Here is a 26438-nt window from a genome sequence, read left to right as displayed (position 1 = left end):
CGCGCCGGAGCGGCACACGGGCGGCGGCTGGTGTGCTGCTCGATCGCTGGGCTGCTCGGTTGGCGACATGTTTATCGGGGCGACCCGGTTCCGGGTCCAAGGGTCGCGCTGATCAGTATTGCTCGGTCAGCGCTCGGTGGTCGAGGCGTGCGTCCAGCTCCTCCGCCGTGACCGGCAACGCCATCTGGTCCCGCATGATCGTGCCCAGCGATGGCAGCGCCGAGCGGTCCGGCCACGTTTCCGGCTTCCACAGCGACGAGCGCAGGAACGCCTTCGCGCAGTGCATGTACAGCTCTTCGACCTCCACGACCACCGCGAGCCGGGGCCGTTTCCCCTGCACCACCAGCGAGTCGAAGAACGGCGCGTCCGACACCAGCTTCGCCCGGCCGTTCACCCGCAGCGTCTCGTTCATGCCCGGCACCAGGAACAACAACCCGGCGTGCGGGTTGTCGACGATGTTGCGGAAGCTGTCGATCAGCTTGTTGCCCGGCCGGTCCGCCAGCACCAGGGTCTGCTCGTCGAGCACCAGCACCGACCCCGCCGGGTCGCCACGGGGTGAGACGTCGCAGCTGCCGTCCGGTGCCGAAGTCGCCAGCAGCACGAACGGCGAGTGCACGATCAGGTTCCTCGCGTGCTCGTCGATCCGGTCGATGACCTTCTTCCGCGTCAGCTCGGCCGCCTCGCCGATCACGGCCCGCAAGGCCTCGTGCGTGTCGATGATCCCCATGTCCCCAACCTAGCGGCCGGCACCGGCGATCCGGCCCATGATGGCGGCGCGCGCGGCCTCCGAGGACTTGTGCACCACCAGGTCCGTCGAATAGCCGTGCTTCACGAAGACGCCGTCGAGCTGGAACGTGCCGTAGCCGTGCGCCTGGGTGAACAGTTGCTCCATCAGCTCCAGCGCGGTCGCCGGGTCGGGGGCCACCGCCAGGCAGCGCAGCAGGAACTCGTCGGTCAGCCGGCGGGTCTGTTCGTGCAGGCCGGTGTGCTCGGGGCCGTGCAGGCCGTCGGCGTAGATCACGTTCATCCCGGCCCGGCGCTCGATGAGGTAGCGCGTGTACGCGCCCGCCGCCGCGGCCAGGGCGTCCACCGGGTCCTCGTGCTCCGCGGCCGCCTCGGTGACGCGGTCGGCGAGCTGGCAGGCGATGTTGCCCGCCACCTCGGCCAGCAGGCTCTCCCGGGAGGCGAAGTGCCGGTACGGCGCGCCGGGGCTGACCTTCGCGCGGCGCGCGACCTCGGCGACCGAGAAGCCCGCGAACCCCTGCTCGGCGATCAGGTCAAGGGATACGCGCACGAGCTCGCCGCGGAGGTCGCCGTGGTGGTACTTGCCGCCCATGACCTGGATCACATCTCTCGTTCGAAATATGTAAGAGGCCTCTTACGTAGGCATGTATGAGACCTCTTACAACGACGGTACTTGAACTTGGAGGGTTCCATGAGCACCACCACGCACGCCATCGCCGTCCCGGCGCCGGGCGCGCCGCTGGCGCCGACCACGATCGAGCGCCGTGACCTGCGTCCCGACGACGTGCTGATCGACATCGCCTACGCCGGCATCTGCCACAGCGACATCCACCAGGCCAAGGAGGACTGGGGCCAGGCGATCTTCCCGATGGTCCCGGGCCACGAGATCGCCGGCGTGGTCGCCGCGGTCGGTTCGGACGTCACGAAGTACCAGGTGGGCGACCGCGTCGGCGTCGGCTGCATGGTCGACTCCTGCGGCGAGTGCGAATACTGCCTGGCCGGCACCGAGCAGTTCTGCGTCAAGGGCAACGTCCAGACCTACAACGGCGTCGGCTTCGACGGCGAGAACACCTACGGCGGCTACAGCAACCAGATCGTCGTGAAGGACGCCTTCGTCTGCCGCATCCCCGAGGGCATCGACCTCGACGTCGCCGCGCCGCTGCTGTGCGCGGGCATCACCACCTACTCGCCGCTGCACCACTGGGGTGCCGGCCCCGGCAAGAAGGTCGCCGTGATCGGCCTCGGCGGGCTCGGCCACATGGCCGTCAAGATCGCCGCCGCCATGGGTGCCGAGGTGACCGTGCTGAGCCAGAGCCTCAAGAAGCAGGAGGACGGCCTCAAGCTCGGCGCGAAGGACTACTACGCGACCAGCGACGAGTCGACGTTCGACGTGCTCAAGGGCAAGTTCGACATCATCCTCAACACCGTGTCGGCCAAGCTGCCGGTGGACGCCTACCTCGGCCTGCTGCGGGTCGGTGGAGCCATGGTGAACGTCGGCGCGCCCGGCGAGCCGCTGAACTACAACGCCTTCTCGCTGCTCGGCGGCAACAAGGTGCTGGCGGGCTCGATGATCGGCGGCATCGCCGAGACCCAGGAGATGCTGGACTTCTGCGCCGAGCACGGCATCGGCGCGGAGATCGAGACCATCTCGGCCGACCAGGTCAACGAGGCCTACGAGCGCGTCGAGAACTCCGACGTCCGCTACCGCTTCGTCATCGACGCCAAGACGATCGGCGCCTGAGCGCGGCGCACGGCAACCGGATCAGAACACCACGGTCCGGTTGCCGTGCACCAGCACCCGGTTCTCCAGGTGCCAGCGGAGACCGCGGGCCAGCGTGACCTTCTCGATGTCCCGGCCCTTGCGGACCATGTCCTCGACCGAGTCGCCGTGGTCCACGCGGATGACGTCCTGCTCGATGATCGGGCCCGCGTCGAGGTCGGCCGTCACGTAGTGGCAGGTCGCGCCGACCAGCTTCACCCCGCGCGTGTGCGCCTGGTGGTACGGCTTCGCGCCGATGAACGACGGCAGGAAGCTGTGGTGGATGTTGATCGCCCGGCCCGCCCACTCGCGGCACAGGTCGGCGGGCAGGATCTGCATGAACCGGGCCAGCACCACCGCGTGCGGCTCGTGCTCGCCGACCAGCTTGCGCACCTGCTCGAACGCCGCCGCCTTGTCACCGGGCGGGAACGGCACGTGGTGGAACGGGATGCCGTGCGCGCGGGTGATGTCGGCCAGCGACTCGTGGTTGCCGATCACCGCGGCGATGTCGATGTCGAGCTCGCCGGAGGCGACCCGGCCGAGCAGGTCGTACAGGCAGTGCCCGGCCTTGGACACGAGGATCACCGCGCGGCGCCGCTCCCCGGTGTCGGTGACCTGCCAGCTCGACTCGGCGGACAGCTCCGCGGCCACCTCGCCGAAGCGGGCGCGCAACTCGGCGGCGTCGAACGGCAGCGAGTCGGCCCGGACCACCTGGCGGGTGAAGAACCAGCCCGTGTCCGGGTCGGTGTGGTAGGCCGCCTCGACGATCCAGCCGCCGTGCTCGGCGAGGAACCCGGAGATCCGGGCGATGATGCCGGTGCGGTCGGGGCAGCCGAAGGTGATGACGTAGCGGCGTTCGGGAGCGGTCACGCCGGGTATTGTCCCCCGCGCTGGTCAGGGCGCCGCGAGCGGTGCGAGCAGAGCCGGGTCGCCCACGACGGTCGCCGAGTTCGGGCGACCCCACAACGCCCGGTAGACGTCGTCGGGGTCGCCGCTCAGCTCGACGTCCGGGACGCCCGGCTCGCCGGCGCGGGCGTGCTCGCCCGGCGCCAGGTGCAGGGCCCAGGTGTGCCCGGCGGCCGTGAGGTGGACCGTCGTCGCCACGGGGTAGCGGGGTGAGCGGCGCGGAACGAGGAACGTCGCGTACTCGTCGATGCCGTCGAGGGTGAACGCGGGGGAGAGCCGCGTCGCCGGGACGGGGTCGAGGGCGGACTCCGCGTCGAGCCGGTGGACCGCGGCTTCGTGCGCCATCCGCCGCGCCCAGTCGCCGACCGTGATCCCGAACCCGGGGAACGGCGAGCGCGCGGGCGTCTCCGGCGGCCGGCTGAGGGCTTCGCGCGCGGCCAGGCGCTGCCCGTCCCACCAGCCGAGCAGGTCGTCCCACCCCTCCGGCGGCGTCGCGTCCGGCTCGCGGTTCATGGCCGTCGCGACCGCGAAGGCGTGCACCCACGCCAGGTGCCGCACCAGGTCATGGACAGTCCACTTCGGACAGTTCCGGACCGGGGCCGCCGGGCCCGCCGCCAGCGCGGCCCGCTTCAGTGCGTCGGTGTGGACGTCGACGACCTCGAGGAAATCCATCCGCCGACCGTAGCGCGCGCAGCCTGAGACGCCGTCCAAACTCGATCGCGCCGACCAGGCCGAGCCCGAGGCTGAACGACAACAGCAGGCCCTTGGCCGGTTCGTCGGCGAACGCGGCGCCGCCGGCGAGGCCGATCAGCACGCTGTACATCGCCCAGATCGCCGCGCCGGCGGCGTCGAGGGGCACGAACCGGCGCAGCGGGTAGCCGAGGCTGCCGTTGGCGAGCGCGCTGGCGACGCGGCCGCCCGGGAGGTAGCGGGCCGCGATGATCAGCAGCCCGCCGTGGCGGCGCACCTGGTCGCGGGCCCATTCGTGGCGACGGCGGCCGTCGGGGCCGCGCTGCAGCCGGGCGATCGCCTGCGGTCCGGCGGACCGGCCGACGGCGTACCCGAGGCAGTCGCCGGCCCACGCGCCCGCGGCCGCCACCGCGGCCAGCAGGGCGAGCCGCGCCGGATCGGGGCCGAGCAGGACGGCGACCGTGACCACGGTGGTCTCGCTGGGCATGAACGGCAGCAGCGCGTCCAGCCCGGACACGGCGAAGACGAGCACCCACAGCCACGGCGAGCCGAGCGTGCCGCGCAGCAGCTCGGTGACCTGCCCCAGGAGTTCCACGGCTCAATGGTGATCACCGGAGGTCACTTCGGGGTGACGCAGCGGGGGTGGCCCGGTGAACGTTCACCCGGGGGCGACCGACGGCCAGGGAACGGTCAGCTCGCCGAGCCGGATCCGGGACGGCGGGCCCAGCACCGGCCAGCCCCGCGCGGCCAGCAGCCGGACGGTTTCCAGCCAGCGCGACCGCACGCCGAACGCCTGGTGCGGGGCCGCCGTCGCCCAGCACGTGTCCAACGCGGACAGCAGCTCGTGGACGCGCTCACCGGGCACGTTCCGGTGGATCAGCGCCTTCGGCAGCCGCTCGGCGATCGTCGACGGGCGGTCCAGCCCGGCCAGCCGCATCGACAGCGTCAAGGAGACCGGTCCGCCCCGGGCGACCAGGACCCACGTCGACAGCCGCCCGATCTCGTCGCACGTGCCTTCGACCAGCAGCCCTTCGGCGGGCATCGAGTCCAGCATCAGCTGCCACGCACCGGCGACCTCGTCCTCCGCGTACTGCCGCAGCACGTTGAACGCCCGCACCAGCACCGGCCGCGTCCCGGCCAGCTCGAACCCACCGCGGCGGAAGTCCAGCCACGGCGGCGACGCGGCGGGCCGTGCGGCGGCCACCCGCACCGGGTCCAGCTCCAGGCCCAGCACGCGGACGTCCGGGCGGACCCGCCGCAGCCGGCGGGCCAGCTCGACCGTCGTCACCGGGGAAGCGCCGTAGCCGAGGTCGACGACCAGCGGCGCGTCGGCCGCGCGCAGCAGCCGGGAGGTGGCCGGCGCGGCCGCGATCCACCGGTCGACCCGGCGCAGGCGGTTCGGGTTGGTCGTGCCGCGCGTCGGGGCGCCGACCGGGGTCAATTTCCTTCGGTCAGCCACTTCGCCGTGAATTCGGCCTCGCGCTCGAGCAGCTTCGTGACCTGCTCGGCGATCACGCTCTCCAGCTTCCCGCCGAACAGCGGGATCCGGACCGTCACCTCGCCGCTGATCCGCAGCACGGTCTTGTCCCCGTTGGCCAGCAACGCGGTCCGCGCGCTGATCTCGCCCGGGACGCCGCCGACCTCGACGGTCGCGTTGCCCTGCCGTCCGGTGCCGTCGTTGCTGACGCGCCAGGTCTGCGTGCGGGTCACCCGCAGGTCGCCCTTGTGCAGCGTCCGGACCGCCTGCGGCAGCTTGTCCGCGCTGATGCCCTGCCGCAGCTCGTACCGCAGGTCCGTGCCGGACACCTCGTAGGACAGCAGGGCCGCGTCGTGCCCGCCGAGCTGCTCCAGGCGGGCCCGCAGCGCCTCTTCGCCGGCGACCGCCGCGTACGTCGCGGCGACGTCGGCGGAGAACTCAGCGCGGTGCTCGATCCGGGATCCCATGAGCCGGACAGTACCGTCAGACGCGTGAACTCCGCCCGAACTCCCGCTCTCCCGAAGCTCGCCGCGTACACGACGCTGCGCCTCGGCGGCCCGGTCCGCCGCTTCGTCAGCGCCGTGACCAGCGAAGACCTCGTCGCGGTCGTCCGCGACGCGGACGCGGCGGGCGAGCCGGTGCTGCTGCTCGGCGGCGGCTCCAACCTGGTGGTCGGCGACGCGGGGTTCGACGGAACGCTCGTCGAGGTGGCGAACACCGGCTGGCAGCGTGACGGGGACCACGTGCAGGTCGAAGCCGGCCAGAACTGGGACGCGTTCGTCGCCGGGCTGGTCGAGGCCGGGCTGGGCGGGCTCGAATGCCTCTCCGGCATCCCCGGCAGCGTCGGGGCGACGCCGATCCAGAACGTCGGCGCGTACGGCTGCGAAGTCGCCGAGTCGATCGTCTCGGTGGAGCTGTACGACCGCGTGACGCGCGAAGTGCGCACGCTCAAGGCCGACGAGCTCGGCTTCGCCTACCGCACCAGCGTGCTCAAGGGCACGGACACCGGCGTCGTCCTCTCGGTGCGCTTCGAGATCCGCGAAGACGGCCTTTCCGCGCCCATCCGTTACGCCGAGCTGGCGCGCACGCTCGGCGTCGAGATCGGCGCGCGCGTCCCGGCCGCCGAAGCCCGCGAAGCCGTCCTCGGGCTGCGTCGCGGCAAGGGCATGGTGCTCGACCCGGCCGACCACGACACGTGGAGCGCCGGCTCGTTCTTCACCAACCCGATCGTCCCGTCGGCCGACGCCGAGGCCGTCCTCGCGCGGATCACGGCCGCCGTCGGCGCCGAGGTGCCGCAGTACCCGGCCGACGGCGGCGTGAAGCTGTCCGCGGCCTGGCTGATCGAGCGGGCCGGCTTCGGCAAGGGGTACCCCGGACCGGGGAACCGGGTTTCGCTGTCGACCAAGCACACCCTGGCCCTCACCAACCGCGGCGACGCGACGACCGAGGACCTGTTGGTGCTGGCCAGGGAGGTCCGCGACGGCGTCTTCGAGCGCTTCGGCGTCCGGCTGCACCCCGAGCCGCTGCTGATCAACTGCGTCATTTGAGCCGAAACGGGCAACCTGTACGTGTGTAGGACGTCTTTGTCGACAAAGACGTCCGCCACCTGATCGGTTGGTCATGACCTTCCAGCAGGTAACGTCGGCTGGGCCACCAGCGCTAAAGGCGTGTGCCCGCTGGTCGGCGGGGGATTCCAGGAGGTTTCGGTGATCGAACGGCGTACGGTCTTCAAGGCTGCCCTGGCGGCTGGAGCCGCACTGGCCGCCGCCGCGTGTTCGAGCGAGAACGGCGGCAACGCGCTGCCGACCGGGGCGGCCGGTGCCGACGGCGAAGGCGCACAGGCCGTGGCGAAGATCACGGCCGAGCCCGCCGCCGACGCCAAGGACGTCCCGGTGCTCAAGCCCGCCGTGCTGAAGGTCGCCGACGGCAAGCTCACCGAGTGCAAGCTGACCGCCGACGGCGGCAAGGCCGTCAAGGGCGACCTCGCGCCGGACGGCCTCACCTGGACCAGTTCCGAGCCGCTCGGCTACGGCAAGACCTACACCTACGCGGCCAAGGCCACCGGCTCCGACGGCAAGCCGGTCGAGTTCAAGGGCAGTTTCACCACGCTCAACCCGGCCAAGCAGGTCCGCGCCACGCTGAACCCGGCCGACAACCAGACCGTCGGCGTCGCGATGCCGATCAGCGTCAAGTTCGCCTCGCCGGTCAAGGACCGCAAGGCCGTCGAGAAGGCCCTGTCCGTGAAGACGGACAAGGAGGTCGAAGGCGCGTGGGGCTGGCTGTCCGACAGCCAGGTCGACTACCGGCCGAAGGAGTACTGGCCGCAGAACATCACGGTGAACGTCGAGGCGAAGCTGTACGGCGTCGACCTCGGCGGCGGCGCGTACGGCAAGGCCGACGTCACCACGAAGTTCAAGATCGGCCGCAACCAGGTGGTCAAGGTCAACACCCCGGACCACCAGATGCGCGTCTACCGCAACGGGGCGCAGGTCAAGAGCTACCCGTGCGCGAACGGGCTGGACGCCGAGGTCGACCGCAACACCCCGAACGGCACCTACATCATCATGACCAAGGAGCCGACGGCCGTCTTCGACAACGCCCGCTACGGCTACACGAACGTCAACAAGAAGTGGGCCTGCCGGTTCTCCAACCACGGCGAGTACATCCACGAGAACCAGGACAACGCGGCCAACATCGGGAAGAACAACAACTCCCACGGCTGCGTCAACCTGCTCGAAGCCGACGCCAAGGACTACTTCGACTCCGCGCTGATCGGCGACCCGGTCGAGATCACCGGCTCGAAGCTCAGCCCGCCGATGGCCTCGGACGTCAAGGACTGGAACTACAGCTGGGCGGCCTGGCAAGGGCTGGGTGCGAAGTAACCCGTGCGCACCGAAGTCGTCGGGCACGGCGGGGTCCGGCTCGGCCTGCGGGTCGAGGGCGCGGAGAACACCACGCCGATCGTGTTCGTGCACGGCTGGGCGCAGTCGGCCCGGTGCTGGGACGCGCAGCTCGCCGACCCGGCCCTGACCGAGCGGTTCCGCCTGGTCGCGATGGACCTGCGGGGGCACGGCGCCTCCGACGTCCCGGTCACCGGGTACGACGACCCGCAGGTCTGGGCGGACGACCTCGCCGCCGTGCTCGACTTCGCCGGCCCGGAGGCGATCGTCGTCGGCTGGTCCTACGGCGGTCTGGTGCTGATGGACCACATCCGGGTGCACGGCACCGCACGGCTGCGCGGGCTCGTGCTCGTCGGGGCCATCACCGAGATCGGCCGCGACCGGCCGGGCGGGCGCGTCGGGCCGCTGATGCGCGAGCACATGCGGGCGATGCTTTCGGACGATCCGGACACCGCGGTCCCCGCGCTCACCGCGTTCACCCGTGGGATGGCCACCGGACCGGTGCCCGGTGCGCAGGTCCAGGCCCTGCTCGGGGCTTCTCTCAGCGTGCCGCCTTCGGTCCGTTCGGCGCTCTTCCGCCGGGACGTCGGCAGCGAAGAAGTGCTGGTCGGGATCGACAAACCGGTCCTCGTCGCGCACGGCACGGCCGACCGCGTGATCGAGCCCTCGGCCGCCGAACACGCACTCGGGAAGATTCCGGGTGCCGTGGGGCGTTGGTTCGTTGATGGGGGGCACGCGCCCTTCGCCGAGTCCGCGGCCGAGTTCGACGCGGTGCTCCGGCAGTTCGCCGAGGAACGCTGAAGCGGGAGAAGTGACCAGGTGACCAGCAACATCCGAAGGTTCCGCGCTGCGCCGCGCCGGATCGCGGTGCTGTCCGTGCACACCTCGCCACTGGAGCAGCCCGGGACAGGGGACGCGGGCGGGCTGAACGTCTACGTCAGCCAGACCGCGACGGAGATGGCCCGCCGCGGCATCGAGGTCGAGGTGTTCACCCGCGCGACCGCGTCCGGCCAGCCACCGGTGGCTGAGCTGGTGCCCGGCGTGACGGTCCGGCACGTCCCGGCCGGCCCGTTCGAGCCGCTGGGCCGCGACGAGCTGCCCGCCCAGCTGTGCCCGTTCACCTCCGGCGTGCTGCGGACCGAGGCCTTCCACGAGCCCGGTCACTACGACCTCATCCACTCGCACTACTGGCTGTCGGGCCAGGTCGGCTGGCTCGCCCGCGACCGGTGGTCCGTGCCGCTGGTGCACACCGCGCACACACTGGCGAAGGTGAAGAACGCCGCGCTGGCCGATGGCGACAAGCCCGAACCGCGCACCCGCGTGATCGGCGAGGAGCAGGTGGTCGCCGAAGCCGACCGGCTGGTCGCCAACACCGCCGTCGAGGCACGCCAGCTCATCGAGCTCTACGACGCCGCGCCGGACGCGGTGCACGTCGTGCCGCCGGGCGTCGACCTCGAGCGCTTCACGCCGGGCTCGAAGTCCGTCGCGCGCGCCGAGCTGGGGCTGGCCGACGACGACGTCGTGCTCGCCTTCGCCGGCCGGATCCAGCCGCTCAAGGCGCCGGACGTGCTGCTGCACGCCGCGGCCGCGATGCTGCGCCGCCGTCCCGAGCTGGCCGCGCGGCTGGTCGTGCTGGTCGTCGGCGGGCCGTCGGGGACCGGGCTGGAACAGCCGCAGGCCCTGCGCGAGCTGGCCGTCTCGCTCGGCATCGAGCGGCAGGTCCGGTTCCTGCCGCCGCAGCCGGGCGAGCGCCTCGCCCGCGTCTTCCGCGCGGCCGACGTCGTCGCGGTGCCGAGCTACAACGAGTCGTTCGGCCTGGTCGCCCTCGAAGCGCAGGCCTGCGGGACGCCGGTGGTCGCCGCCGAGGTCGGCGGGCTGCCGGTGGCGGTGCCGCACGGCGTCTCGGGGCTGCTGGTGCCGGGGCACGGCGCCGACGAGTGGGCGGACGCGCTGGCCGCCGTCGCGCTGCGCCCGGACCGGCGGGCCGAACTGGGCGCCAACGCGGTCGTGCACGCGCGCCGGTTCTCCTGGCGCCGCACGACGGACGCGCTCCTGGACATCTATGCTCAGGCCACCAGTGCCTTCTCCCGTGCGCTGGACCTGCGCGCGGAGGTGGCGGTGTGAGCCTGGACGAGCTGATCCGGTCTACTTTGGACTCCGCGGAGCTGGAGTACGACCGGCGCGGACCGGGCCGGTACTTCGTCACCCTGCCGGGCACCAAGAAGCTGCAGACGAACGCGTGGCTGGTCGACGGCGACCACGCGTTCTCGGTGGAGGCCTTCGTCTGCCGCCGTCCCGATGAGTCCCATGAGGACGTTTACCGCTTCCTGTTGCAGCGCAACGCCAGGCTCTACGGTGTGCACTACACAGTGGACAATCTCGGGGACATCTACCTGGTCGGCCGGTTCGGCAAGGAGACGATGAGCGCCGACGAGCTCGACAAGGTGCTCGGCCAGGTGCTGGAAGCGGCCGACGGCGACTTCAACACCCTGCTGGAGATCGGCTTCGCGACGTCGATCAAGCGCGAGTGGGACTGGCGCGTCTCCCGTGGTGAGTCCTTGGCCAACCTCCAGGCGTTCAAGCACCTCGTCACGCCCGAGAAGCCGCACGAGCCGGGCTTGACCGAGTCGTGACCCGGGCCGTGCAACGGCACGGAACCGGACATCCGTCTCCCCGCCAGCCGAAACTGGAGGGAGACGCAGGATGCGGACTCGATGGAGAGCCGGGCTCGCCGCGGTGGGCGTGGTGTTCGTGCTGGCGGGGTGCTCGGCGGGGCAGGGGACGTCAGCGTCCACGGCGGACAGTGCCGGTTCCGGGCCGGTCCCGGTCGCGCCGCAGCAGGGCAGCGGCAAGGCCGGACCGGAGAAGGTGACCCCACCGCAGCCGGGTGCCACCGATCGCAAGCTTTCGCGCAGCGCCCGGCTGGAACTGACCGCGACCAAGGTGGTCGACGTCGTCGCGCAGGCCCGCGGGATCGCGCAGGGCGCCGGCGGCTACACCGGCCAGGAGAGCACCGGTGACGACCTGGCGACGCTCAACCTCGCCGTGCCGGCCGACAAGCTCGACGGCGCCCTCGACCAGCTGTCGCACCTGGGCACCAGCCTGGTGAAGCGGGAGCTGAACACCCAGGACGTCACCGAGCAGGTCGTCGACGTCGAAGCGCGGCTGGCGACCCAGCGCGCCTCGGTGGAGCGCATCCGCGCGCTGCTGGCGAAGGCGACTTCGGTGTCCGAGATCGCGTCGGTGGAAAGCGAGCTGACGAGCCGCGAGGCGACGCTGGAATCACTCGAACAGCAGCGGAACTCCCTGGCCGGCAGCGTCGCGATGGCGACCGTGGCGATGACCATCCGCAGCGTCGCCGCCCCGCCGCCGCCGCCGGAGGACCACAGCGGGTTCCTCGGTGGGCTGGCCGGCGGCTGGCACGCGTTCCTCGTCTTCGGCGGCGGCCTGCTGACCGTGCTGGGTGCGCTGGCGCCGTTCCTGCTGTTCCTCGTGCCGCTGGGGTGGCTCGGCTGGCGGCTGTACCGCCGACGCCGTCCGGTGCCGGCAGCGGTGCCCGAGCCGAGCGAGAGCTGAGCGGAACAGGCGGGACGGCTCGAGGGAGGGGGAGTCGCGATCTCGAGCCGCCCCGCTGAAGTTCCCGCCGATCAAGGACCCGGTGACGAGGGGGGTGCCAACGGGGCCGGCGGGCCGCGGCTCGGCAGGGGGGAGACGAGCCGCGGTCAGTGCCCGAATCCGGCCGGGGAGTGCGTGGAATCCAGCCGCTCGGGACGTAGTCAACCTGTCAGATCCCGCCGGGTAATCACAAGGCTACTGGTTAGCCCGTTCGAGTGAACTTTCGAAATGTCGATAACGGTGTGCAGTCTCCTGCGGAATTTTTGCGCGTTGTTGGCGAGCGGATTTGTCGAAGGGTGAGCTGTTACTCCGGAGTAACACACTCTGGGTAGGACGGTCGCTGCGGCGGAGGTCACCAGTCGGCTCGGTGGTGCGTTCTGGCAGGCTGTGGGACATGGCCGAGATTGGGACGTTGGTGCTGCTGCGGCACGGGCAGAGCACGTGGAACGCGGAAAACCTGTTCACCGGCTGGGTGGACGTACCGCTGTCGGAGCAGGGCGAGGGCGAAGCCCGCCAGGGCGGTCAGCTGCTGGCCGACGCCGGCCTGCTGCCGGACGTGGTGCACACCTCGCTGCTGCGCCGCGCGATCTCCACCGCGAACATCGCGCTGGACGCCGCCGACCGGCACTGGATCCCGGTCAAGCGCGACTGGCGCCTCAACGAGCGCCACTACGGCGCGCTGCAGGGCAAGAACAAGAAGCAGACGCTCGACGAGTTCGGCGAGGAGCAGTTCATGCTCTGGCGCCGCTCGTACGACACCCCGCCGCCGCCGATCGACCCGGACGACGAGTGGAGCCAGGCGGGCGACCCCCGCTACGCGAACCTCGGCGACTCCGCGCCGCTGACCGAGTGCCTGAAGGACGTCGTCGAGCGGCTGCTGCCGTACTGGGAGTCCGAGATCGTGCCGGACCTGCGCGCGGGCAAGACCGTGCTGGTCGCCGCGCACGGCAACTCGCTGCGCGCGCTGGTCAAGCACCTCGACGGCATCTCCGACGCCGACATCGCGGGCCTGAACATCCCGACCGGCATCCCGCTGCGCTACGACCTCACCGAGGACCTGCAGCCGGTCAAGCCGGGCGGCGAGTACCTCGACCCCGAGGCCGCAAGGGAAGCCGCCGCCGCGGTGGCGAACCAGGGCCGCTGAGCTAGGCCGTGGTGACCGGCCGCACGCCGGTCGCCTTCCAGCCCGCCCCTTCGCGGACGACGTCGAGTTCGGTCGTGAAGGGGCGGCTGGTCACCCGGCCGGCCGCGTCGGTGACCTGCAGCGTCGTGAAGAACAGCACGACCGCCCGGCCGCCGGTGAGCGCGACGACCCCGGCCATCGGGTCCGGGCCCAGCGCCACCTTCGTGGCGCTGGCGCGGATGGCCTCGACGTAGGACGCCTTCTTCGCGCGGTACTCGTCCGCGAGCGGCCCGGCCGTGACGGCCTGGGCACGCGCGTAGCTGCCCTCCGGGTCGGCGCTGTCGGTGGTGAACAGCGCGCCCGCCGCCGTGCGGGCGCCGGCCAGCGCCGCATCGCGCAGCCCGCCCGCGCTGCCGTCGTCCGGCTGCGGTGGCGGTGCCGGCTGGGCCGGGTTCAGCGCGATGTCGGAGAGCCGCCAGCGCCCGCCGTCCCGCACCGCGGTGAAGGCGACCGTGGCCAGCCCCTTCGAGGTGCCGCTCTCCTGCTGGAGCACGGCCAGCTCCCGGACCCGGTCGCCGGTGAACTCGAGCGCGGCCGCCTCCCGCACCCGGGTGACCAGGTGCACCGGCTGCGGGTTCGTCCTGATCTGCTCGAACAACGCGGTGAGCTGGGCCTTCGCCGCCCCGGTGACGTTCTCCGCGACGGCTTGGTCGAAGGCGCCGGGGCTGCCGGAGTCGTAGCTGAACACCGCCTCCGCCGCCGCCTTCACCGCGTCGAGGGCCGCGCCCGTCCGCTGCGCGTCGACCAGTGCGAGGTTGCCGCCGACCGGCACGGCCGTGCCGGGGACCGTGCACGCGGACACCAGCAGGGCCAGCGCCGGCAGCGCCCGCCTCACAGCAGGCCGGCCTCGCGGGCCCGGGCCCCGGCCTGGAAGCGGGAGGACGCGCCGAGCAGTTCCATCAGCTCCGCCACCCGCCGCCGGTAGGTGCGCAGGCTGACCCCGAGCACTCGGGCCGCCGTCTCGTCCTTGCAGCCCGAGGCCAGCTGCTCCAGGATCTCCCGTGCGCCCAGCTCGGTGAACCTCGCCTGGTAGGACTCCAGCTCGATCGCGCCGTGCCAGGCCGCCTCGAACAGCGACTGGATGCCCTGCACCAGGGCCGGGCTGCTGAGCACGGTGTAGCCGCGCACGCCGCCGACCTGGTCGCCTGCCACGATCGCGATCCGGCGGTCGAGGATGATCGTCTCGTTGATCTCGCGCTCGGTGATCCGGATCCGGGCGCCGTTCCCGGCCATGGTCCGCAGGTGCTCCGCCAGTGCGGCGTCGAGCAGCACGCCGGGCTGGTACACCTTGCGCACGGTCATCCCGCGCACCGAGTGCTCGCGCTCGGGCACGTTCGGGTGCGCCACCGACCACGTGTGCAGGTCGCGCGCCGCGCACGAGATCTCCGTGGCGGCCTCGAACAGGTGCCCCGTCCGCTCGAACAGCTCCGCCTCGCCGCGCACCATGACGACGTCAGTCACCTTCTCCACGCATTCCAGTGTGGCAGCAAGATGCCAAAACCGGTGGTCAACCGGGCGCCGCCGGAAGGCTGGAGCCATGACCACGAACACCACCACCACTCCCGCCGCCGCGGCGGGCACCTGGCAGCTCGGCTCCTTCGAAGTCAACCGGCTCGGCTTCGGCGCGATGCGCCTGATGTCCAGTTCGGACGGTGGGATCCGCGCCCGCGAGACGTCGATCGCGGTGCTGCGCCGGGCCGTCGAACTGGGCGTGAACCACTTCGACACGGCCGCGTTCTACTTCGCCGGGCCGCGCTCGGCCAACGAGCTGCTCAACACCGCGCTGGCGCCGTACGACGACCTGGTGATCACCACCAAGATCGGCCCCGGCCGCGACTTCGCGGGCAACTTCTACACCGCCCGGCCCGAGCAGCTGCGCGCCCAGGTCGAGGAGAACCTGCGCGAGCTGGGCCTGGACCACCTCGACGTCGTCAACTACCGGATCGGCCAGAGCCTCGACCGCGGGGAAGGCTCGCTCGCCGACGGCTTCGGCGTGCTCGCCGAACTGCGCGAGGAAGGTCTCATCCGCGAGCTCGGCATTTCCAACGTCGGCCCGGAACACCTCACCGAGGCGCTCGGGATCGCGCCGGTCGTCTGCGTCCAGAACCAGTACGGCCTCACCGCCCGCCGCGAGGACGACGAACTCGTCCGGATGTGCGCCGAGCGCGGGATCGCCTTCGTGCCGTTCTTCGCCGTCGCGAGCGGTACCGGCGAGGACGCGCGGGTCGCCGAGGTCGCCCGGCGGCACGACGCCACCCCGGCGCAGGTGCGGCTCGCGTGGACGCTGCACCAGGGCCCGCACGTGCTCGCCATCCCGGGCACCGGCGACGTCGGGCACCTCGAGCAGAACGTCGCCGCGGCGGCGCTGGAGCTGACCGAAGAGGACCTGGCGGCGCTCGGGTGATTTCGCCGGAATGTCTCGCCGGGGAATCGATCGGGTGAACGCCGCCTGAAGCCCCGGCGAACATGTCCTCCGCAGGTGTCGCGGTGCTCACGACAAGGCGGACAACGCTAGGCCGGAAGCCCACTTCTCAGCTTACGATCGGCCTGTGACCACGCCTGTTTCACTCGCTCTGGCCATCGGCGCTCTCGTGGCCGGTGCGGTGGTCGGCTACCTGCTGGCGCGGGCGCGCACCCGCCGGGAGGAGGCCCGGCCGCCGGGCCCGACCGTCGCCGAGCTCCTCGAACGGCTGGTCCGCTCCTCGAACAACGGCGTCGTCGTGCTCAACCGGTTCGGCGACATGGTGCTGCACAACCCGCGGGCCTACGAGCTGGGCCTGGTGAAGGTCAACCGGGCCGACCCGCGGGCCCGCAAGGCCGCCGAGCAGGTCGTCGAGACCGACGAACCGCTGGAGATCGACCTCTCGCCGCTCGAAGCGCGCGGCCGCCAGCCGGAGGCGGTGCTCGGCCAGGTCCGGCCGCTCGGCGACGGCTTCACCGTCGTCGAGGCCGTCGACCACTCCGAGGCCATCCGGCTGGAGGCCGTGCGCCGCGACTTCGTCGCCAACGTCAGCCACGAGCTCAAGACGCCGGTGGGCGCGATCGCGCTGCTCACCGAGGCCGTGCTCGACGCCGCCGAGGACGTCGAGGAGGTCCGCCGCTTCGGCGGCAAGATCCTGCGCGAGTCCACGCGCCTGGGCCAGCTCGTCACCGAGCTGATCGCGCTGTCCCGCCTGCAGGGCGCCGAGCGGCTGCCGGACCTCAACGTCGTCGAGGTCGACGCCGTCGTCCGCGAGGCACTCGGCCGGACGACGCTCTCGGCCGAGTCGGCCGACATCCGGATCACCACCGACAGCCCCAGCGACCTGCTCATCGAGGGCGACCGGACGCTGCTGGTCACCGCGCTGTCGAACCTGCTGGAGAACGCCGTCGCGTACTCGCCCGCCGGCAGCCCGGTGTCGATCAGCAGGCGGCTCGCGGACGGGATGGTCGAAATCGCCGTCACCGACCGCGGCATCGGCATCGCCGAAGAGGAGCAGCAGCGGGTCTTCGAGCGCTTCTACCGCGCCGACAAGGCCCGCTCGCGCGCCACCGGCGGCACCGGACTCGGCCTGGCGATCGTCAAGCACGTGGCGGCCAACCACGGCGGCTCGGTCGGGCTGTGGAGCCGTCCGGGCACCGGTTCGACGTTCACCCTGCGCATCCCCGCGCACGTCCGCCCCGAACCGGCCACCGAGCCGGCGCGGGGTGGCAAGACCTCGCCGGCACCGCGGCAGGAGAAGACCCCCGAGCGCACCCCGAGGCTCGTGGTTACCGGGCAGGACAGCCCAGATCATGGAGGAAACCTGTGACCAGGGTTCTCATCGTCGAGGACGAGGAGTCGTTCGCCGACCCCCTCGCCTTCCTGCTGCGCAAGGAAGGGTTCACCGCGGCCGTGGCCGGCACCGGCCAGGCCGCGCTGGAGGAGTTCGACCGCAACGGCGCCGACATCGTGCTGCTCGACCTGATGCTGCCCGGGATGAGCGGGACGGACGTCTGCAAGCAGCTGCGCCAGCGCTCGGCCGTGCCGGTCATCATGGTGACCGCCCGCGACAGCGAGATCGACAAGGTCGTGGGCCTGGAGCTGGGCGCGGACGACTACGTGACGAAGCCGTACTCGGCGCGTGAGCTGATCGCGCGCGTCCGCGCGGTGCTGCGCCGCGGCGGCGAGCCGGGCACGGACGGCGAGCTGGCCCCGCTGGTCCTGTCGGCCGGCCCGGTCCGGATGGACGTCGAGCGGCACGTGGTGACCGTGGACGGCGCCGAGGTGTCGCTGCCGCTCAAGGAGTTCGACCTGCTCGAGTACCTGCTGCGCAACGTCGGCCGGGTGCTGACCCGCGGCCAGCTGATCGACCGGGTGTGGGGCGCGGACTACGTGGGCGACACGAAGACGCTCGACGTCCACGTGAAGCGGCTGCGCTCGAAGATCGAACCGGACCCGGGCTCGCCGCGGCACCTCGTCACCGTGCGCGGCTTGGGCTACAAGTTCGAGACGTAAGTCCTTTTTGGTGCGGTAACGCCCCGGCGGAGGCGCGCCGGGGCGAAGCCGCACCGAGTGTTTTCGGTTACATGTTCGAGACCTGCCGCTGCGGCCGGTACCCTGGACCCCCGTGCGCCTAGGGGTACTCGACGTCGGTTCCAACACCGTCCACCTGCTCGTGGTCGACGCCCACCGTGGCGCCCACCCGACACCGATGCATTCCGAGAAGTCGGTGCTGCGGCTGGCCGAGCAGATCACCCCCGGCGGCGAGCTCTCCAAGGCCGGCGCCGACGAGCTGGTGACCGCGGTCGAATCCGCCAAGGACGCCGCCGCGCGGCTCGGCTGCGAAGAGCTGATGGCCTTCGCCACCTCCGCGGTCCGCGAAGCGAAGAACTCCGCCAAGGTGCTGGCCCGCGTGGCCGACAAGACCGGCGTCGACCTGCAGGTCCTCTCCGGGGTCGACGAAGCCCGGCACACCTTCCTCGCCGTCCGCCGCTGGTACGGCTGGTCGGCCGGGCAGCTGCTGGTGCTCGACATCGGCGGCGGCTCCCTCGAAATCGCGATGGGCCGGGACGAGGAGCCGGTGCTGGCCGAATCGCTGCCCCTGGGCGCCGGCCGCACCACGCGGACCCGCTTCAAGCACGACCCGCCGACGCGGTCGGAGCTCGTCGCCACGTCGGCGTGGCTGGACGACCAGCTCACCGACCTCGCGCGGAAGGTCACCAAATGGGGTGAACCCGATCGGGTCGTGGCGACGTCGAAGACGTTCCGCTCGCTCGCCCGGCTGACCGGCGCCGCCCCCTCGGCCGCGGGCCCGCGCGTCCGACGTACGCTTTCGGACACCGCGTTGCGCCAGCTCCTGGCCTTCATTTCGCGGATGCCGTCGGCCGATCTGGCGCAGCTCGAGGGCGTCAGCTCGAGCCGATCGCACCAGCTCGTGGCGGGTGCGATCGTCGCGCAGGCCACGATGCGGGCGCTCGGTGTGCCGGAACTCGAGATCTGCCCGTGGGCTCTGCGAGAGGGTGTCATCCTGCGGCGGCTGGACCATTCGAACGGCGCGGATGAGACTGGAGCCGCCCTCGCGGGGCGCTTCGGCGCACAGGAGGACCGGTGAAAGCACGCGGCTGGACTTCCCGGACGGATAACGGGCACGGTGGAGAGGTGACGGACATGCAGAGGTCGGTGTACAGCGCGCGTGGCGCCGCCGGTGTGCCGTCGGGTACCGCTCCTCGAGGTGCCACAAGTGGCAACACGGTGCGCGCAGGGGATCACCAGGTATGACGGACCAGACCGGAGGCGACCAGCCGCAGAAGACCGTGGCTGAGCTGCTCGCCCAGCACGGTGCCCAGGTCGACGGCGGACGCCGTCGCCGTCGGCGCGCCGCGGATGACGACGACGAACCGGGCACCCCCGAAACCCCGCCCGGCGCGACCGGCTCGCACCGGCGGCCCGGGGTGAGCGACACCGGCCCGCAGGCGATCATCGACCGGGTGGCCGCCGAGGGCACGACGCCCCCGCCGGCTCCGCCCGCGCGACCGGCAGGCCGCCGTCGCGCCGAGCCGTCGTCCCCGCCACCGCCCGCGCCCCGCGCGGTGCCGCAGGATTCCCAGCCGCTGCCCCGGCCGGTGCCGCCGCCCCCGGCGCGGCCCGCCCCCGGCGGCGCCGAGTCCGGCCAGTACACCCGCCCGGCCCCGCAGGAGTCCGGCCAGTTCGCCCGGCCGCCGCAGGAGTCGGGCCAGTTCGCGCGTCCGCAGGAGTCCGCGCAGCTGCCGGTGCCGCCGCGCGCCGCGCCGCGGCGCCAGCCTCCGCCGCCGCAGCCGTCCCAGCAGCTGCCCGTGCCGCCACCGCAGCCCTCGCAGCAGCTGCCCAAGCCCCCGCAGCCGTCGCAGCAGCTGCCGGCACCCCCGGCGTCGGCCGAGGAGACCCGTGCGGTCCCGCCGGTCCGGCGCCGTCCCGGCCCGCCGCAGCCGTCGCAGCCGTCGCAGCAGCTGCCGGTGCCGCCGCCCCAGCCGTCGCAGCAGCTGCCGGTGCCCCCGCCGCCCGGTGGCCCGCTCTCGGCCCGGCTCGACGGCCTCAACGGCACCCCGGACGCCGACATCGACGTCCCGCCGGGCCCCCCGATGGCCAGCGGCACGTTCGCGACGCCGCCCGCGGCGCCCGGCAGGCCGCGCCGGGCACCGGCCCGCCGTCCGGAGCCGAAGCGCGAGGACTACACCGAGCAGTTCTCGGCGGTCCCCGACGACGAGCCGCCCGCCCCGCCGGTGCCGCCGAAGGGCAAGAAGCCCGAACCGCCGCCGGAGCCGTCTTCGCCCGCCGGCCTGGCGAACTGGCGCAAGCGGCGGCAGAAGGAGCAGATGGAGGACACCGAGATCGGCGTGATGCCGGCGGTGCCCACCGACGCCCCGGACGACGGCTACCCCGAGGACGACTTCGAGCCCGACGGTTTCGCCCCGGAGAGCAGCGGCTACCAGTCCGCCTACGACGCCGGCCCGCCGACCGGCGCCTACCCGCCGCCGATGCCGTTCGCGCCCGGTGACCGGGCCTCGCGGGCGCCGATCCCGGACGACCTCGCGCCCTACGAACGCGAGTTCGCCGACGACTACCCCGCGGACGGCCCGGACTTCGAGCACGACGACTACAGCTACGAGCAGGGCGAAGGCTACGAAGACGACGAGTACGACGACGCACCGGAGCCCGTCGCGGCGCCGGAGCCCGCGGCCTCGCCCGGCAAGCAGTGGCTGGCCCTGGCCGGCCAGCTGGCGATGGGCGTGGTCGGCGGCGCCGCCGTCTGGCTCGGCTTCAACTGGCTGTGGGTGAACATCCCGGCCGCCGCGCTGATCGCCGCGCTGCTGGTGGTGGTCGCGCTGGTCTGGATCGTGCGGAAGATCCGCCGCGCCGAAGACCTGCAGACCACCGTCCTGGCGGTGCTGGTGGGCCTGGTGGTGACGGTGTCACCGGCTGCGTTGCTGCTGGTCGGCCGCTGACCCCGTGATCCGCGTCGCGTTGGCGGCCCGGCGTCGTCGTGCACGTGTCGTGACGAGGCAGGATGGCGCCCGTGACAGACGAGCAGCCGGTCCCCGTCGGACTCAGCACGGCGTCGGTGTGGCCCCTCAAGGCGGGGACGGCGTTCGAGCTGGCCGCCGAGCTCGGCTACGACGGCGTCGAGGTGATGGTCTGGGCCGACCCGGTCAGCCAGGACGTCACGGCGCTGCGGCGGTGGTCGCGGCGCACCGGCGTGCCCGTGCTGTCGGTGCACTCGCCGTCGCTGCTGATCACCCAGCGGATCTGGTCGCCGGACCCGGCGGTGCGGCTGCGGATGTCGGTCGACGCCGCCCTCGAGCTCGGCGCGCGCACCGTGGTGGTTCACCCGCCGTTCCGCTGGCAGCGCCGGTACGGCGACGCGTTCGGTGATCTGGTCGCCGAACTGGAGGAGTCGAGCGGCGTGGAAATCGCCGTCGAAAACATGTTCAAGGTCCGGCCACCGGGTGGATCGAAGAATTCGCGCGTCTCCGCGTTCCGGCCGTCGATCGATCCGACGGACGTCGGGTTCCGGCACTACACGCTCGACCTGTCCCACACAGCGGCAGCCGAGATGGACGCGCTGGCCCTCGCGCAGCGGATGGGCGACGGCCTCACGCACGTCCATCTGGCCGACGGCACCGGCGTCCCGAAGGACGAACACCTGGTACCCGGCCGCGGCGGCCAGCCCTGCGCCGAACTGCTCGAGAAGCTGGTCAGCAACGGTTTCGCGGGTCAGATCGTGCTGGAGATCAACACCCGGCACGCCGTCACCGCGGCCCAGCGGGTCCGGGACCTGGCCGAGGCGTTGTTGTTCGCGCGGTTCCACCTCGGCCAATAACGCGCCGCTTATCCACGCCCGAGTGCATTTCCGCCGGTTGAACCCGTAAAGTTCGGACCGTGAACCCGTCGCTCTCGTTGCTCGGCACTTACCCGGATTCCCGAAATGGCGCGGACCGTTCGTGAGCGGAATGGACGGCACCGCCGTGTCCTTCGACACGGCGAGTGCGGCGCGGTCGCTGGGGGACGGCACCTTCACCGCGGTGCTGCGTGCGGAATGGGCCATCGGCTCGCACCCGCACGGGGGTTTCCTGCTCGCCCTGCTGGCCCGTGCGGCCATCGCGGCCCTGCACGAGCGCGGTGAGCCGCACGCGGAGCCGCTGGTCGTCAGCGCCGAGTTCCTGCACGCGCCCGCGCTCGGCCCGGTGCTGCTGCGCACGGACGTCCGCAAGGTCGGCCGCCGCGCGACGGTGGTCGAGGTCCGGCTGGAGCAGCGCGGGCGCAGCTGCGTCGAGGCGCGGGTGACGACGGGCCGGCTGCCGATGCGCCGCCCGGAGTGGACCGACGTGCCGTCGATGCCCGCCGAGCCGCCGCCCGGCGCGCTGGCGATGGCCGAGAGCACCGAGGGCCCCTTCAACCTGGCCAAGGGCTGCGAGGTCCGCCTCGACCCGGCGACGGCGGGGTACCTGGCCGGCCGGACGGGCGAGCCGCCCCGGATGCGGCTGTGGGTCCGGCCGCGGCACAGCCTGGTCGACCCGTACTTCTCGCTGCTGGCGTCGGACGTGAACCCGCCGGTGGTGATGAACCTGGGCCGCATCGGCTGGGCGCCGACGGTCCAGCTGACGGCGTTGCTGCGGACGCGCCCGGCCCCGGGCTGGCTGCGGGTGGTGGTCGAGTCCCGGTCGGTGCACGAGTCCTGGTTCGACTCGGACGCGACCGTGGTCGACGCACTGGGCAGGCTGGTGTGCCAGGCCCGCCAGCTGGGCCTGGCCCCGGCCCCGGGCGGCTGAGCCGCGTTTGGCACGCTTGCTCCCATGACGGTCATCGCGGTGCTGGGTGCGGGCAAGATCGGCGAGGCGTTGCTTTCGGGGCTGCTGCACGGCGGCCACGACGCCGGCGACCTCCTCTTCACCGAGCGCTACCCGGCGCGCGTCGAGGAGCTGACCAGCACCTACGGCATCCGCGGCGTGGAGGTCGAGGAGGCGGCCAAGCGGGCCGACATCCTGGTCGTCGCGGTCAAGCCGCAGGACATCGACCCCGTCCTCGACGAGCTCGCGCCGCTGCTCGGGCCGTCGTCCCTCGTGGTTTCGCTGTGCGCCGGGCTGCCCACCTCGCTGTACGAGCGGCGGCTGGCCGAGGGCGTGCCGGTGGTGCGGGTGATGCCGAACACGCCGATGCTGGTCAACGAGGCGATGAGCGCCATCTCGGCCGGCCGGTACGCGACCGCCGAGCACCTCGCCGTCGTGCGGGACCTGCTTGCGCACGTCGGGCAGGTCGTCGAGGTGCCGGAGGCCCAGCAGGACGCCGTCACGGCGCTGTCCGGATCCGGGCCGGCGTACTTCTTCTACCTGGTCGAAGCCATGATCGACGCGGGGATCCTGCTGGGCCTGCCGCGCGCGCTGGCCGGGCAGCTGATCATCCAGTCGGCGGTGGGGGCGGCGAAGATGCTCGCGGAGTCCGACGAGCACCCGGTCCTGCTGCGCGAGGCGGTGACGTCCCCGGCCGGGACGACGATCAACGCGATCCGGGAGCTGGAGAAGCACGGGGTGCGGGCGGCGCTGCTGGCCGCCATCGAGGCGGCGAAGGACCGGTCGGTGGAGCTCGGCAAGGCCCACGAGAACTGACCGCCTCGTCGAACCGGAACGCCCGCGGGGCTCCGGCGCGCCCGTTTTCGCCGTAATGGGCGATCGCCCGGGTCTTGCACGCGCGGGTGCTTGTGCGTTAGCCCTGGTAGGGGCCCATCTCGGTGACAGGCGTCGCATTAGTCCCACCAGTCCCGCTACTCTCGATAGAGCACGTGCGTGTCGATACCACAGGTGGGGAAGCCTCGTGGCGCGACACGTGTCGAAGGACGCGGTAAACATGTCGCCGAACAAGAAGGAGGATTTGCCCGCCGTCGGGCAGGTCCAGTTCCTGACGGTTGCCGAGGTGGCCACGCTGATGCGGGTCTCCAAGATGACCGTCTACCGTCTCGTGCACTCGGGTGAGCTGCCCGCCGTCAGGGTCGGGAAGTCCTTCCGGGTGCCGGAGAAAGCAGTGCACGAGTACCTCCAGGGCGCGTATTACGACGTGGGCTGATCCACGCCCCGGCCAGCGGCACGCCGTGCTACGACGTGCCCGCTGACCGGCCCGCGAACCGTGACGGGTAACCTGGAAAACCGCTCGTGCCTGTGCGCTCCACCCGTTGGACGCTGCGCCGGGCAGCGTGACCGACGTCTAACTAAGGAGCGCCCATGGGCTCTGTGATCAAGAAGCGCCGTAAGCGCATGTCGAAGAAGAAGCACCGCAAGCTGCTTCGCCGTACGCGCGTCCAGCGTCGTAAGGCCGGCAAGTAAGCCTGCTGAGCGTGACCGTGGCCCGTCCAGTCTCTGGACGGGCCACGTCCATGTTGTGGGCGGTTTCCCCCCGTTCGAGTGAGGCGTTCGTCGCTTTCCCCGGGGGTGGCGGTTAATAGCACGTAAGACGGCCCGGAGCTACCACTGATGAGCGGTAACATCTCAAGGGCGTCCGCGCGATGCTTCCAGTGAGTGCTGGTTCGCGCGCCTCGGGTGACCGTCCACCCCCCCACTTGCCCTACGCCGCAGGGAGTCGCATGCCGTCGAACATCGTGCTCGTCACCGGGGTCGCCGGGGAACTGGGCGGGAAACTGCTCGCCCGGCTGGGCAACAACCCCGACTTCGAACGGGTCATCGGTGTCGACACGGTCCCGCCGGAAAAGACCGTCCTGCAGCGCATGGGGCACGCGGAGTTCGTCCGCGCGGACATCAGGAACCCGTTGATCGCCAAGGTGATCAGCACGGCCAAGGTCGACACGGTGGTGCACGCGTCCGTCACCGCGCACCCGGCCGGGCCGGGCCGCCGCACGGCGATCAAGGAAGTCAACGTCATCGGCACCATGCGGCTGCTCGCCGCGTGCCAGCGCTCGCCGCTGGTCCGGAAGCTGGTGGTCAAGTCGACGGCGGCGGTCTACGGCGCCGGCGCCCGCTCGCAGGCGGTGTTCACCGAGGACTCCGAGCTCATCCCGACGTCGACCAGCGGGTACGCGAAGGACGCCGTCGAGATGGAGGGGTACGTGCGCGGCCTGGTGCGCCGCCGCCCGGACATCACCACGACGCTGTTCCGCTTCGCCAACATCATCGGCCCCGAGACCGACACCGTCCTGGCGCGCTACTTCGCGCTGCCGGTGGTGCCGACGGTCTTCGGTTACGACGCCCGCATCCAGCTGCTGCACTCCGCGGACGCGCTGTCCGTGCTGGAGCGGGCGGCGCTGCACGACAAGCCCGGCGTGTTCAACGTCGGCGCCGAGGGGGTACTCACCCTTTCGCAGGCGATCCGGCGAGCCGGCCGGGTCGAGCTGCCGATGCCGCGGAGCGTGGTGCCGTCGGTCGGCAAGGTGTTGCGCGGCGCCCGCGTCGTGGACTTCTCCGCCGACCAGGTCCGGTTGCTGAACTTCGGCCGGGTCGTCGACATCACCAAGCTGAAGCAGGAGTTCGGGTACACCCCGCGGTGGACGACGCGTGAGGCGTTCGACGACTACATCGTCGGACGCGGGCTCCGCCCGGTGCTCGACGGCGGCAAGCTGGCCGGGCTGGCCGGCCGGGTGCTGGTGGCCGCGGCTACCGGGCAGAGCCGATGACCAGGTACTTCGACTTGGACGACGGCGGAAGCGAGGCGGGAACGGTGGGCGGTGCCGAGGCGCAGGTCATCCCCCTGCACGGACCGGGCCGGGAGAAGCCGGAGGTGGAGGACGTCCGCGAGCAGCAGGAGGCACCGGTCGTCGCCTTCCCCGGCGGCGTCGACCGGCCGGCGCCGGACGAGCCGCTCTCGGCCGCCGCGCGCTCGGCGCTCGGCTTCATCCGCGGCCGGCTGACGGGCGACTACACGGTCGACGAGTTCGGCTTCGACCCCGAGCTGACGGAGGCGCTGTTCCTCCCGCCGCTGCGCGCGCTGTACAAGAAGTGGTTCCGCGTCGACACGTACGGCGTCGAGAACCTCCCGGCGACCGGCGGCGCGCTGCTGGTGTCGAACCACTCGGGCACGATCCCGCTGGATTCCCTGATGACGGCGGTGGCGGTCCACGACGAAACCGGCGGCCGTCACCTGCGCGGGCTCGGGGCGGACCTGGTGTTCCAGGTGCCGCTGGTGGGCTCGTTCGCCCGCAAGTCCGGCCAGACGCTGGCCTGCCACGCGGACGCCGAGCGCCTGCTGCGCAAGGGCGAGCTGGTCGGGGTGTGGCCGGAGGGCTTCAAGGGGGTGGGCAAGCCGTTCGCGTCCAGGTACAAGCTCCAGCGCTTCGGCCGCGGCGGCTTCGTGTCGGCGGCGTTGAAGGCGGGTGTGCCGATCATCCCGGTGTCGGTGATCGGCGCGGAGGAGATCTACCCGAAGCTGGGCGACATCAAGGTGCTGGCGCGGATGCTCGGCCTGCCGTACTTCCCGGTGACGCCGTTCTTCCCGATGATGGGCCTGCTCGGCGCGGTCCCGCTCCCGACGAAGTGGAGCATCGAGTTCGGAACGCCGATCGCGACGGACTCGTTCGGCCCGGACGCGGTGGACGACCCGATGCTGGTGTTCCAGGTGACGGACCAGGTGCGCGAGTCGATCCAGCAGACGCTGTACCAGCGGCTTTCGCAGCGGAAGTCGGTTTTCCGCGGCTGAGTCGCGCGCCTGGGCGGTCGACTCGCGTACCC

The 26438-nt window shown here is 72.0% G+C and carries 29 protein-coding genes; 20 read left to right on the top strand and 9 right to left on the bottom strand.

The features are described 5' to 3' along the window. Positions 1 to 112 precede the first annotated feature (112 nt). A complete protein-coding gene (locus ABZX11_RS07980) occupies positions 113 to 727 on the bottom strand; it encodes a pyridoxamine 5'-phosphate oxidase family protein (protein ID WP_354910887.1) in 615 nt (204 codons plus the stop codon). A 9-nt stretch (positions 728 to 736) separates the two neighbouring features. Beyond that, positions 737 to 1348 (bottom strand): TetR/AcrR family transcriptional regulator, encoded by a 612-nt coding sequence (locus tag ABZX11_RS07975; RefSeq protein ID WP_354910885.1) that lies wholly within the window; start codon positions 1346 to 1348, stop codon positions 737 to 739. 87 nt (positions 1349 to 1435) lie between these two features. Between ABZX11_RS07975 and ABZX11_RS07970 the strand changes: the two genes are divergently transcribed. Beyond that, positions 1436 to 2485: an NAD(P)-dependent alcohol dehydrogenase gene (locus ABZX11_RS07970; protein WP_176173457.1), complete on the top strand. Its 1050-nt coding sequence runs from the start codon at positions 1436 to 1438 to the stop codon at positions 2483 to 2485. A 21-nt stretch (positions 2486 to 2506) separates the two neighbouring features. Here ABZX11_RS07970 and purU read toward each other — a convergent pair whose 3' ends face one another. The 5 genes from purU to ABZX11_RS07945 form a co-directional block, all read right to left on the bottom strand. Beyond that, positions 2507 to 3373: a formyltetrahydrofolate deformylase gene (gene purU / locus ABZX11_RS07965; RefSeq protein WP_354910882.1), complete on the bottom strand. Its 867-nt coding sequence runs from the start codon at positions 3371 to 3373 to the stop codon at positions 2507 to 2509. Between the two features lie 24 nt (positions 3374 to 3397). After that, a complete protein-coding gene (locus tag ABZX11_RS07960) occupies positions 3398 to 4081 on the bottom strand; it encodes a maleylpyruvate isomerase family mycothiol-dependent enzyme (protein ID WP_354910879.1) in 684 nt (227 codons plus the stop codon). Further along, positions 3972 to 4694, bottom strand: coding sequence for a VTT domain-containing protein (locus ABZX11_RS07955; RefSeq protein ID WP_354910877.1), 723 nt, complete (start codon positions 4692 to 4694; stop codon positions 3972 to 3974). The genes ABZX11_RS07960 and ABZX11_RS07955 overlap by 110 nt, the downstream gene beginning before the upstream one ends. 63 nt (positions 4695 to 4757) lie before the next feature. Next, positions 4758 to 5558, bottom strand: a complete 801-nt coding sequence (locus tag ABZX11_RS07950) for a class I SAM-dependent methyltransferase (protein WP_354910874.1) — start codon at positions 5556 to 5558, stop codon at positions 4758 to 4760. Then, the gene (locus ABZX11_RS07945) at positions 5537 to 6043 is read right to left on the bottom strand and encodes a DUF2505 domain-containing protein (protein ID WP_176173452.1); all 507 of its coding nucleotides are present in this window, start codon (positions 6041 to 6043) and stop codon (positions 5537 to 5539) included. Before ABZX11_RS07945 ends, ABZX11_RS07950 begins: the two co-directional genes overlap by 22 nt. A 24-nt stretch (positions 6044 to 6067) precedes the next feature. Here ABZX11_RS07945 and ABZX11_RS07940 point away from each other — a divergent pair, with 24 nt between their 5' ends. The 7 genes from ABZX11_RS07940 (at position 6068) to ABZX11_RS07910 (ending at position 13235) form a co-directional block, all read left to right on the top strand. Next, positions 6068 to 7123 carry a UDP-N-acetylmuramate dehydrogenase gene (locus tag ABZX11_RS07940; RefSeq protein ID WP_354910871.1) on the top strand — a complete coding sequence of 352 codons (1056 nt, stop codon included), beginning with the start codon at positions 6068 to 6070 and terminating at the stop codon, positions 7121 to 7123. Between the two features lie 159 nt (positions 7124 to 7282). Beyond that, complete coding sequence (locus tag ABZX11_RS07935; protein WP_176173450.1) at positions 7283 to 8458, top strand: Ig-like domain-containing protein; 1176 nt, start codon at positions 7283 to 7285, stop codon at positions 8456 to 8458. Between the two features lie 3 nt (positions 8459 to 8461). Continuing rightward, positions 8462 to 9277: an alpha/beta hydrolase gene (locus ABZX11_RS07930; protein ID WP_354910869.1), complete on the top strand. Its 816-nt coding sequence runs from the start codon at positions 8462 to 8464 to the stop codon at positions 9275 to 9277. Positions 9278 to 9295: 18 nt separating this feature from the next. Further along, positions 9296 to 10600, top strand: a complete 1305-nt coding sequence (gene mshA / locus ABZX11_RS07925) for a D-inositol-3-phosphate glycosyltransferase (RefSeq protein WP_176173448.1) — start codon at positions 9296 to 9298, stop codon at positions 10598 to 10600. Beyond that, positions 10597 to 11109, top strand: a complete 513-nt coding sequence (locus tag ABZX11_RS07920) for a YbjN domain-containing protein (RefSeq protein ID WP_176173447.1) — start codon at positions 10597 to 10599, stop codon at positions 11107 to 11109. Before mshA ends, ABZX11_RS07920 begins: the two co-directional genes overlap by 4 nt. Positions 11110 to 11179: 70 nt before the next feature. Continuing rightward, positions 11180 to 12052, top strand: coding sequence for a DUF4349 domain-containing protein (locus ABZX11_RS07915; RefSeq protein ID WP_354910866.1), 873 nt, complete (start codon positions 11180 to 11182; stop codon positions 12050 to 12052). A gap of 433 nt (positions 12053 to 12485) precedes the next feature. After that, entirely contained in the window at positions 12486 to 13235 is a 750-nt protein-coding gene (locus ABZX11_RS07910; RefSeq protein ID WP_176173445.1) for a phosphoglyceromutase, read from the top strand. A 1-nt stretch (position 13236) separates the two neighbouring features. Here the strand turns inward: ABZX11_RS07910 and ABZX11_RS07905 are convergent, their stop codons facing one another. Together ABZX11_RS07905 and ABZX11_RS07900 are read right to left on the bottom strand one after the other, a co-directional pair. Continuing rightward, positions 13237 to 14109, bottom strand: a complete 873-nt coding sequence (locus ABZX11_RS07905; RefSeq protein ID WP_354910864.1) for a hypothetical protein — start codon at positions 14107 to 14109, stop codon at positions 13237 to 13239. After that, complete coding sequence (locus tag ABZX11_RS07900) at positions 14106 to 14744, bottom strand: DNA-binding response regulator (protein ID WP_176173443.1); 639 nt, start codon at positions 14742 to 14744, stop codon at positions 14106 to 14108. The genes ABZX11_RS07905 and ABZX11_RS07900 overlap by 4 nt, the downstream gene beginning before the upstream one ends. A gap of 67 nt (positions 14745 to 14811) precedes the next feature. On the opposite strand from ABZX11_RS07900, the gene ABZX11_RS07895 reads away from it, so the two are divergent. The 12 genes from ABZX11_RS07895 to ABZX11_RS07840 all read left to right on the top strand — a co-directional run bounded on the left by ABZX11_RS07895 (position 14812) and on the right by ABZX11_RS07840 (position 26406). Next, on the top strand, positions 14812 to 15678 hold the full coding sequence (locus ABZX11_RS07895) for an oxidoreductase (protein WP_354910862.1): 867 nt from the start codon (positions 14812 to 14814) through the stop codon (positions 15676 to 15678). A gap of 145 nt (positions 15679 to 15823) precedes the next feature. Beyond that, a complete protein-coding gene (locus ABZX11_RS07890; RefSeq protein ID WP_176173441.1) occupies positions 15824 to 17065 on the top strand; it encodes an ATP-binding protein in 1242 nt (413 codons plus the stop codon). Then, positions 17062 to 17751 (top strand): response regulator transcription factor, encoded by a 690-nt coding sequence (locus tag ABZX11_RS07885; protein ID WP_086680214.1) that lies wholly within the window; start codon positions 17062 to 17064, stop codon positions 17749 to 17751. Before ABZX11_RS07890 ends, ABZX11_RS07885 begins: the two co-directional genes overlap by 4 nt. A 112-nt stretch (positions 17752 to 17863) precedes the next feature. After that, positions 17864 to 18847, top strand: coding sequence for a Ppx/GppA phosphatase family protein (locus ABZX11_RS07880; RefSeq protein WP_354910859.1), 984 nt, complete (start codon positions 17864 to 17866; stop codon positions 18845 to 18847). Positions 18848 to 19010: 163 nt separating this feature from the next. After that, on the top strand, positions 19011 to 20717 hold the full coding sequence (locus ABZX11_RS07875) for a hypothetical protein (protein ID WP_354910856.1): 1707 nt from the start codon (positions 19011 to 19013) through the stop codon (positions 20715 to 20717). A 62-nt stretch (positions 20718 to 20779) separates the two neighbouring features. Continuing rightward, positions 20780 to 21592, top strand: a complete 813-nt coding sequence (locus tag ABZX11_RS07870) for a sugar phosphate isomerase/epimerase family protein (RefSeq protein WP_354910853.1) — start codon at positions 20780 to 20782, stop codon at positions 21590 to 21592. A gap of 130 nt (positions 21593 to 21722) precedes the next feature. Next, positions 21723 to 22541 carry a thioesterase family protein gene (locus tag ABZX11_RS07865; protein WP_176177994.1) on the top strand — a complete coding sequence of 273 codons (819 nt, stop codon included), beginning with the start codon at positions 21723 to 21725 and terminating at the stop codon, positions 22539 to 22541. A gap of 24 nt (positions 22542 to 22565) precedes the next feature. Further along, on the top strand, positions 22566 to 23375 hold the full coding sequence (gene proC, locus ABZX11_RS07860) for a pyrroline-5-carboxylate reductase (RefSeq protein WP_176173438.1): 810 nt from the start codon (positions 22566 to 22568) through the stop codon (positions 23373 to 23375). A gap of 238 nt (positions 23376 to 23613) precedes the next feature. Then, positions 23614 to 23829, top strand: a complete 216-nt coding sequence (locus ABZX11_RS07855) for a helix-turn-helix domain-containing protein (RefSeq protein WP_013222402.1) — start codon at positions 23614 to 23616, stop codon at positions 23827 to 23829. Between the two features lie 155 nt (positions 23830 to 23984). Then, on the top strand, positions 23985 to 24086 hold the full coding sequence (locus ABZX11_RS07850; protein WP_007030867.1) for an AURKAIP1/COX24 domain-containing protein: 102 nt from the start codon (positions 23985 to 23987) through the stop codon (positions 24084 to 24086). A gap of 257 nt (positions 24087 to 24343) precedes the next feature. Continuing rightward, positions 24344 to 25387: an NAD-dependent epimerase/dehydratase family protein gene (locus tag ABZX11_RS07845; protein ID WP_176173437.1), complete on the top strand. Its 1044-nt coding sequence runs from the start codon at positions 24344 to 24346 to the stop codon at positions 25385 to 25387. Next, positions 25384 to 26406 (top strand): lysophospholipid acyltransferase family protein, encoded by a 1023-nt coding sequence (locus tag ABZX11_RS07840; RefSeq protein ID WP_354910849.1) that lies wholly within the window; start codon positions 25384 to 25386, stop codon positions 26404 to 26406. The genes ABZX11_RS07845 and ABZX11_RS07840 overlap by 4 nt, the downstream gene beginning before the upstream one ends. Positions 26407 to 26438: the final 32 nt, after the last annotated feature.

Source organism: Amycolatopsis sp. NPDC004169 (assembly GCF_040610315.1).
Classification (GTDB): Bacteria; Actinomycetota; Actinomycetes; order Mycobacteriales; family Pseudonocardiaceae; genus Amycolatopsis.
This window is presented reverse-complemented; position numbering and strand designations above follow the sequence as displayed.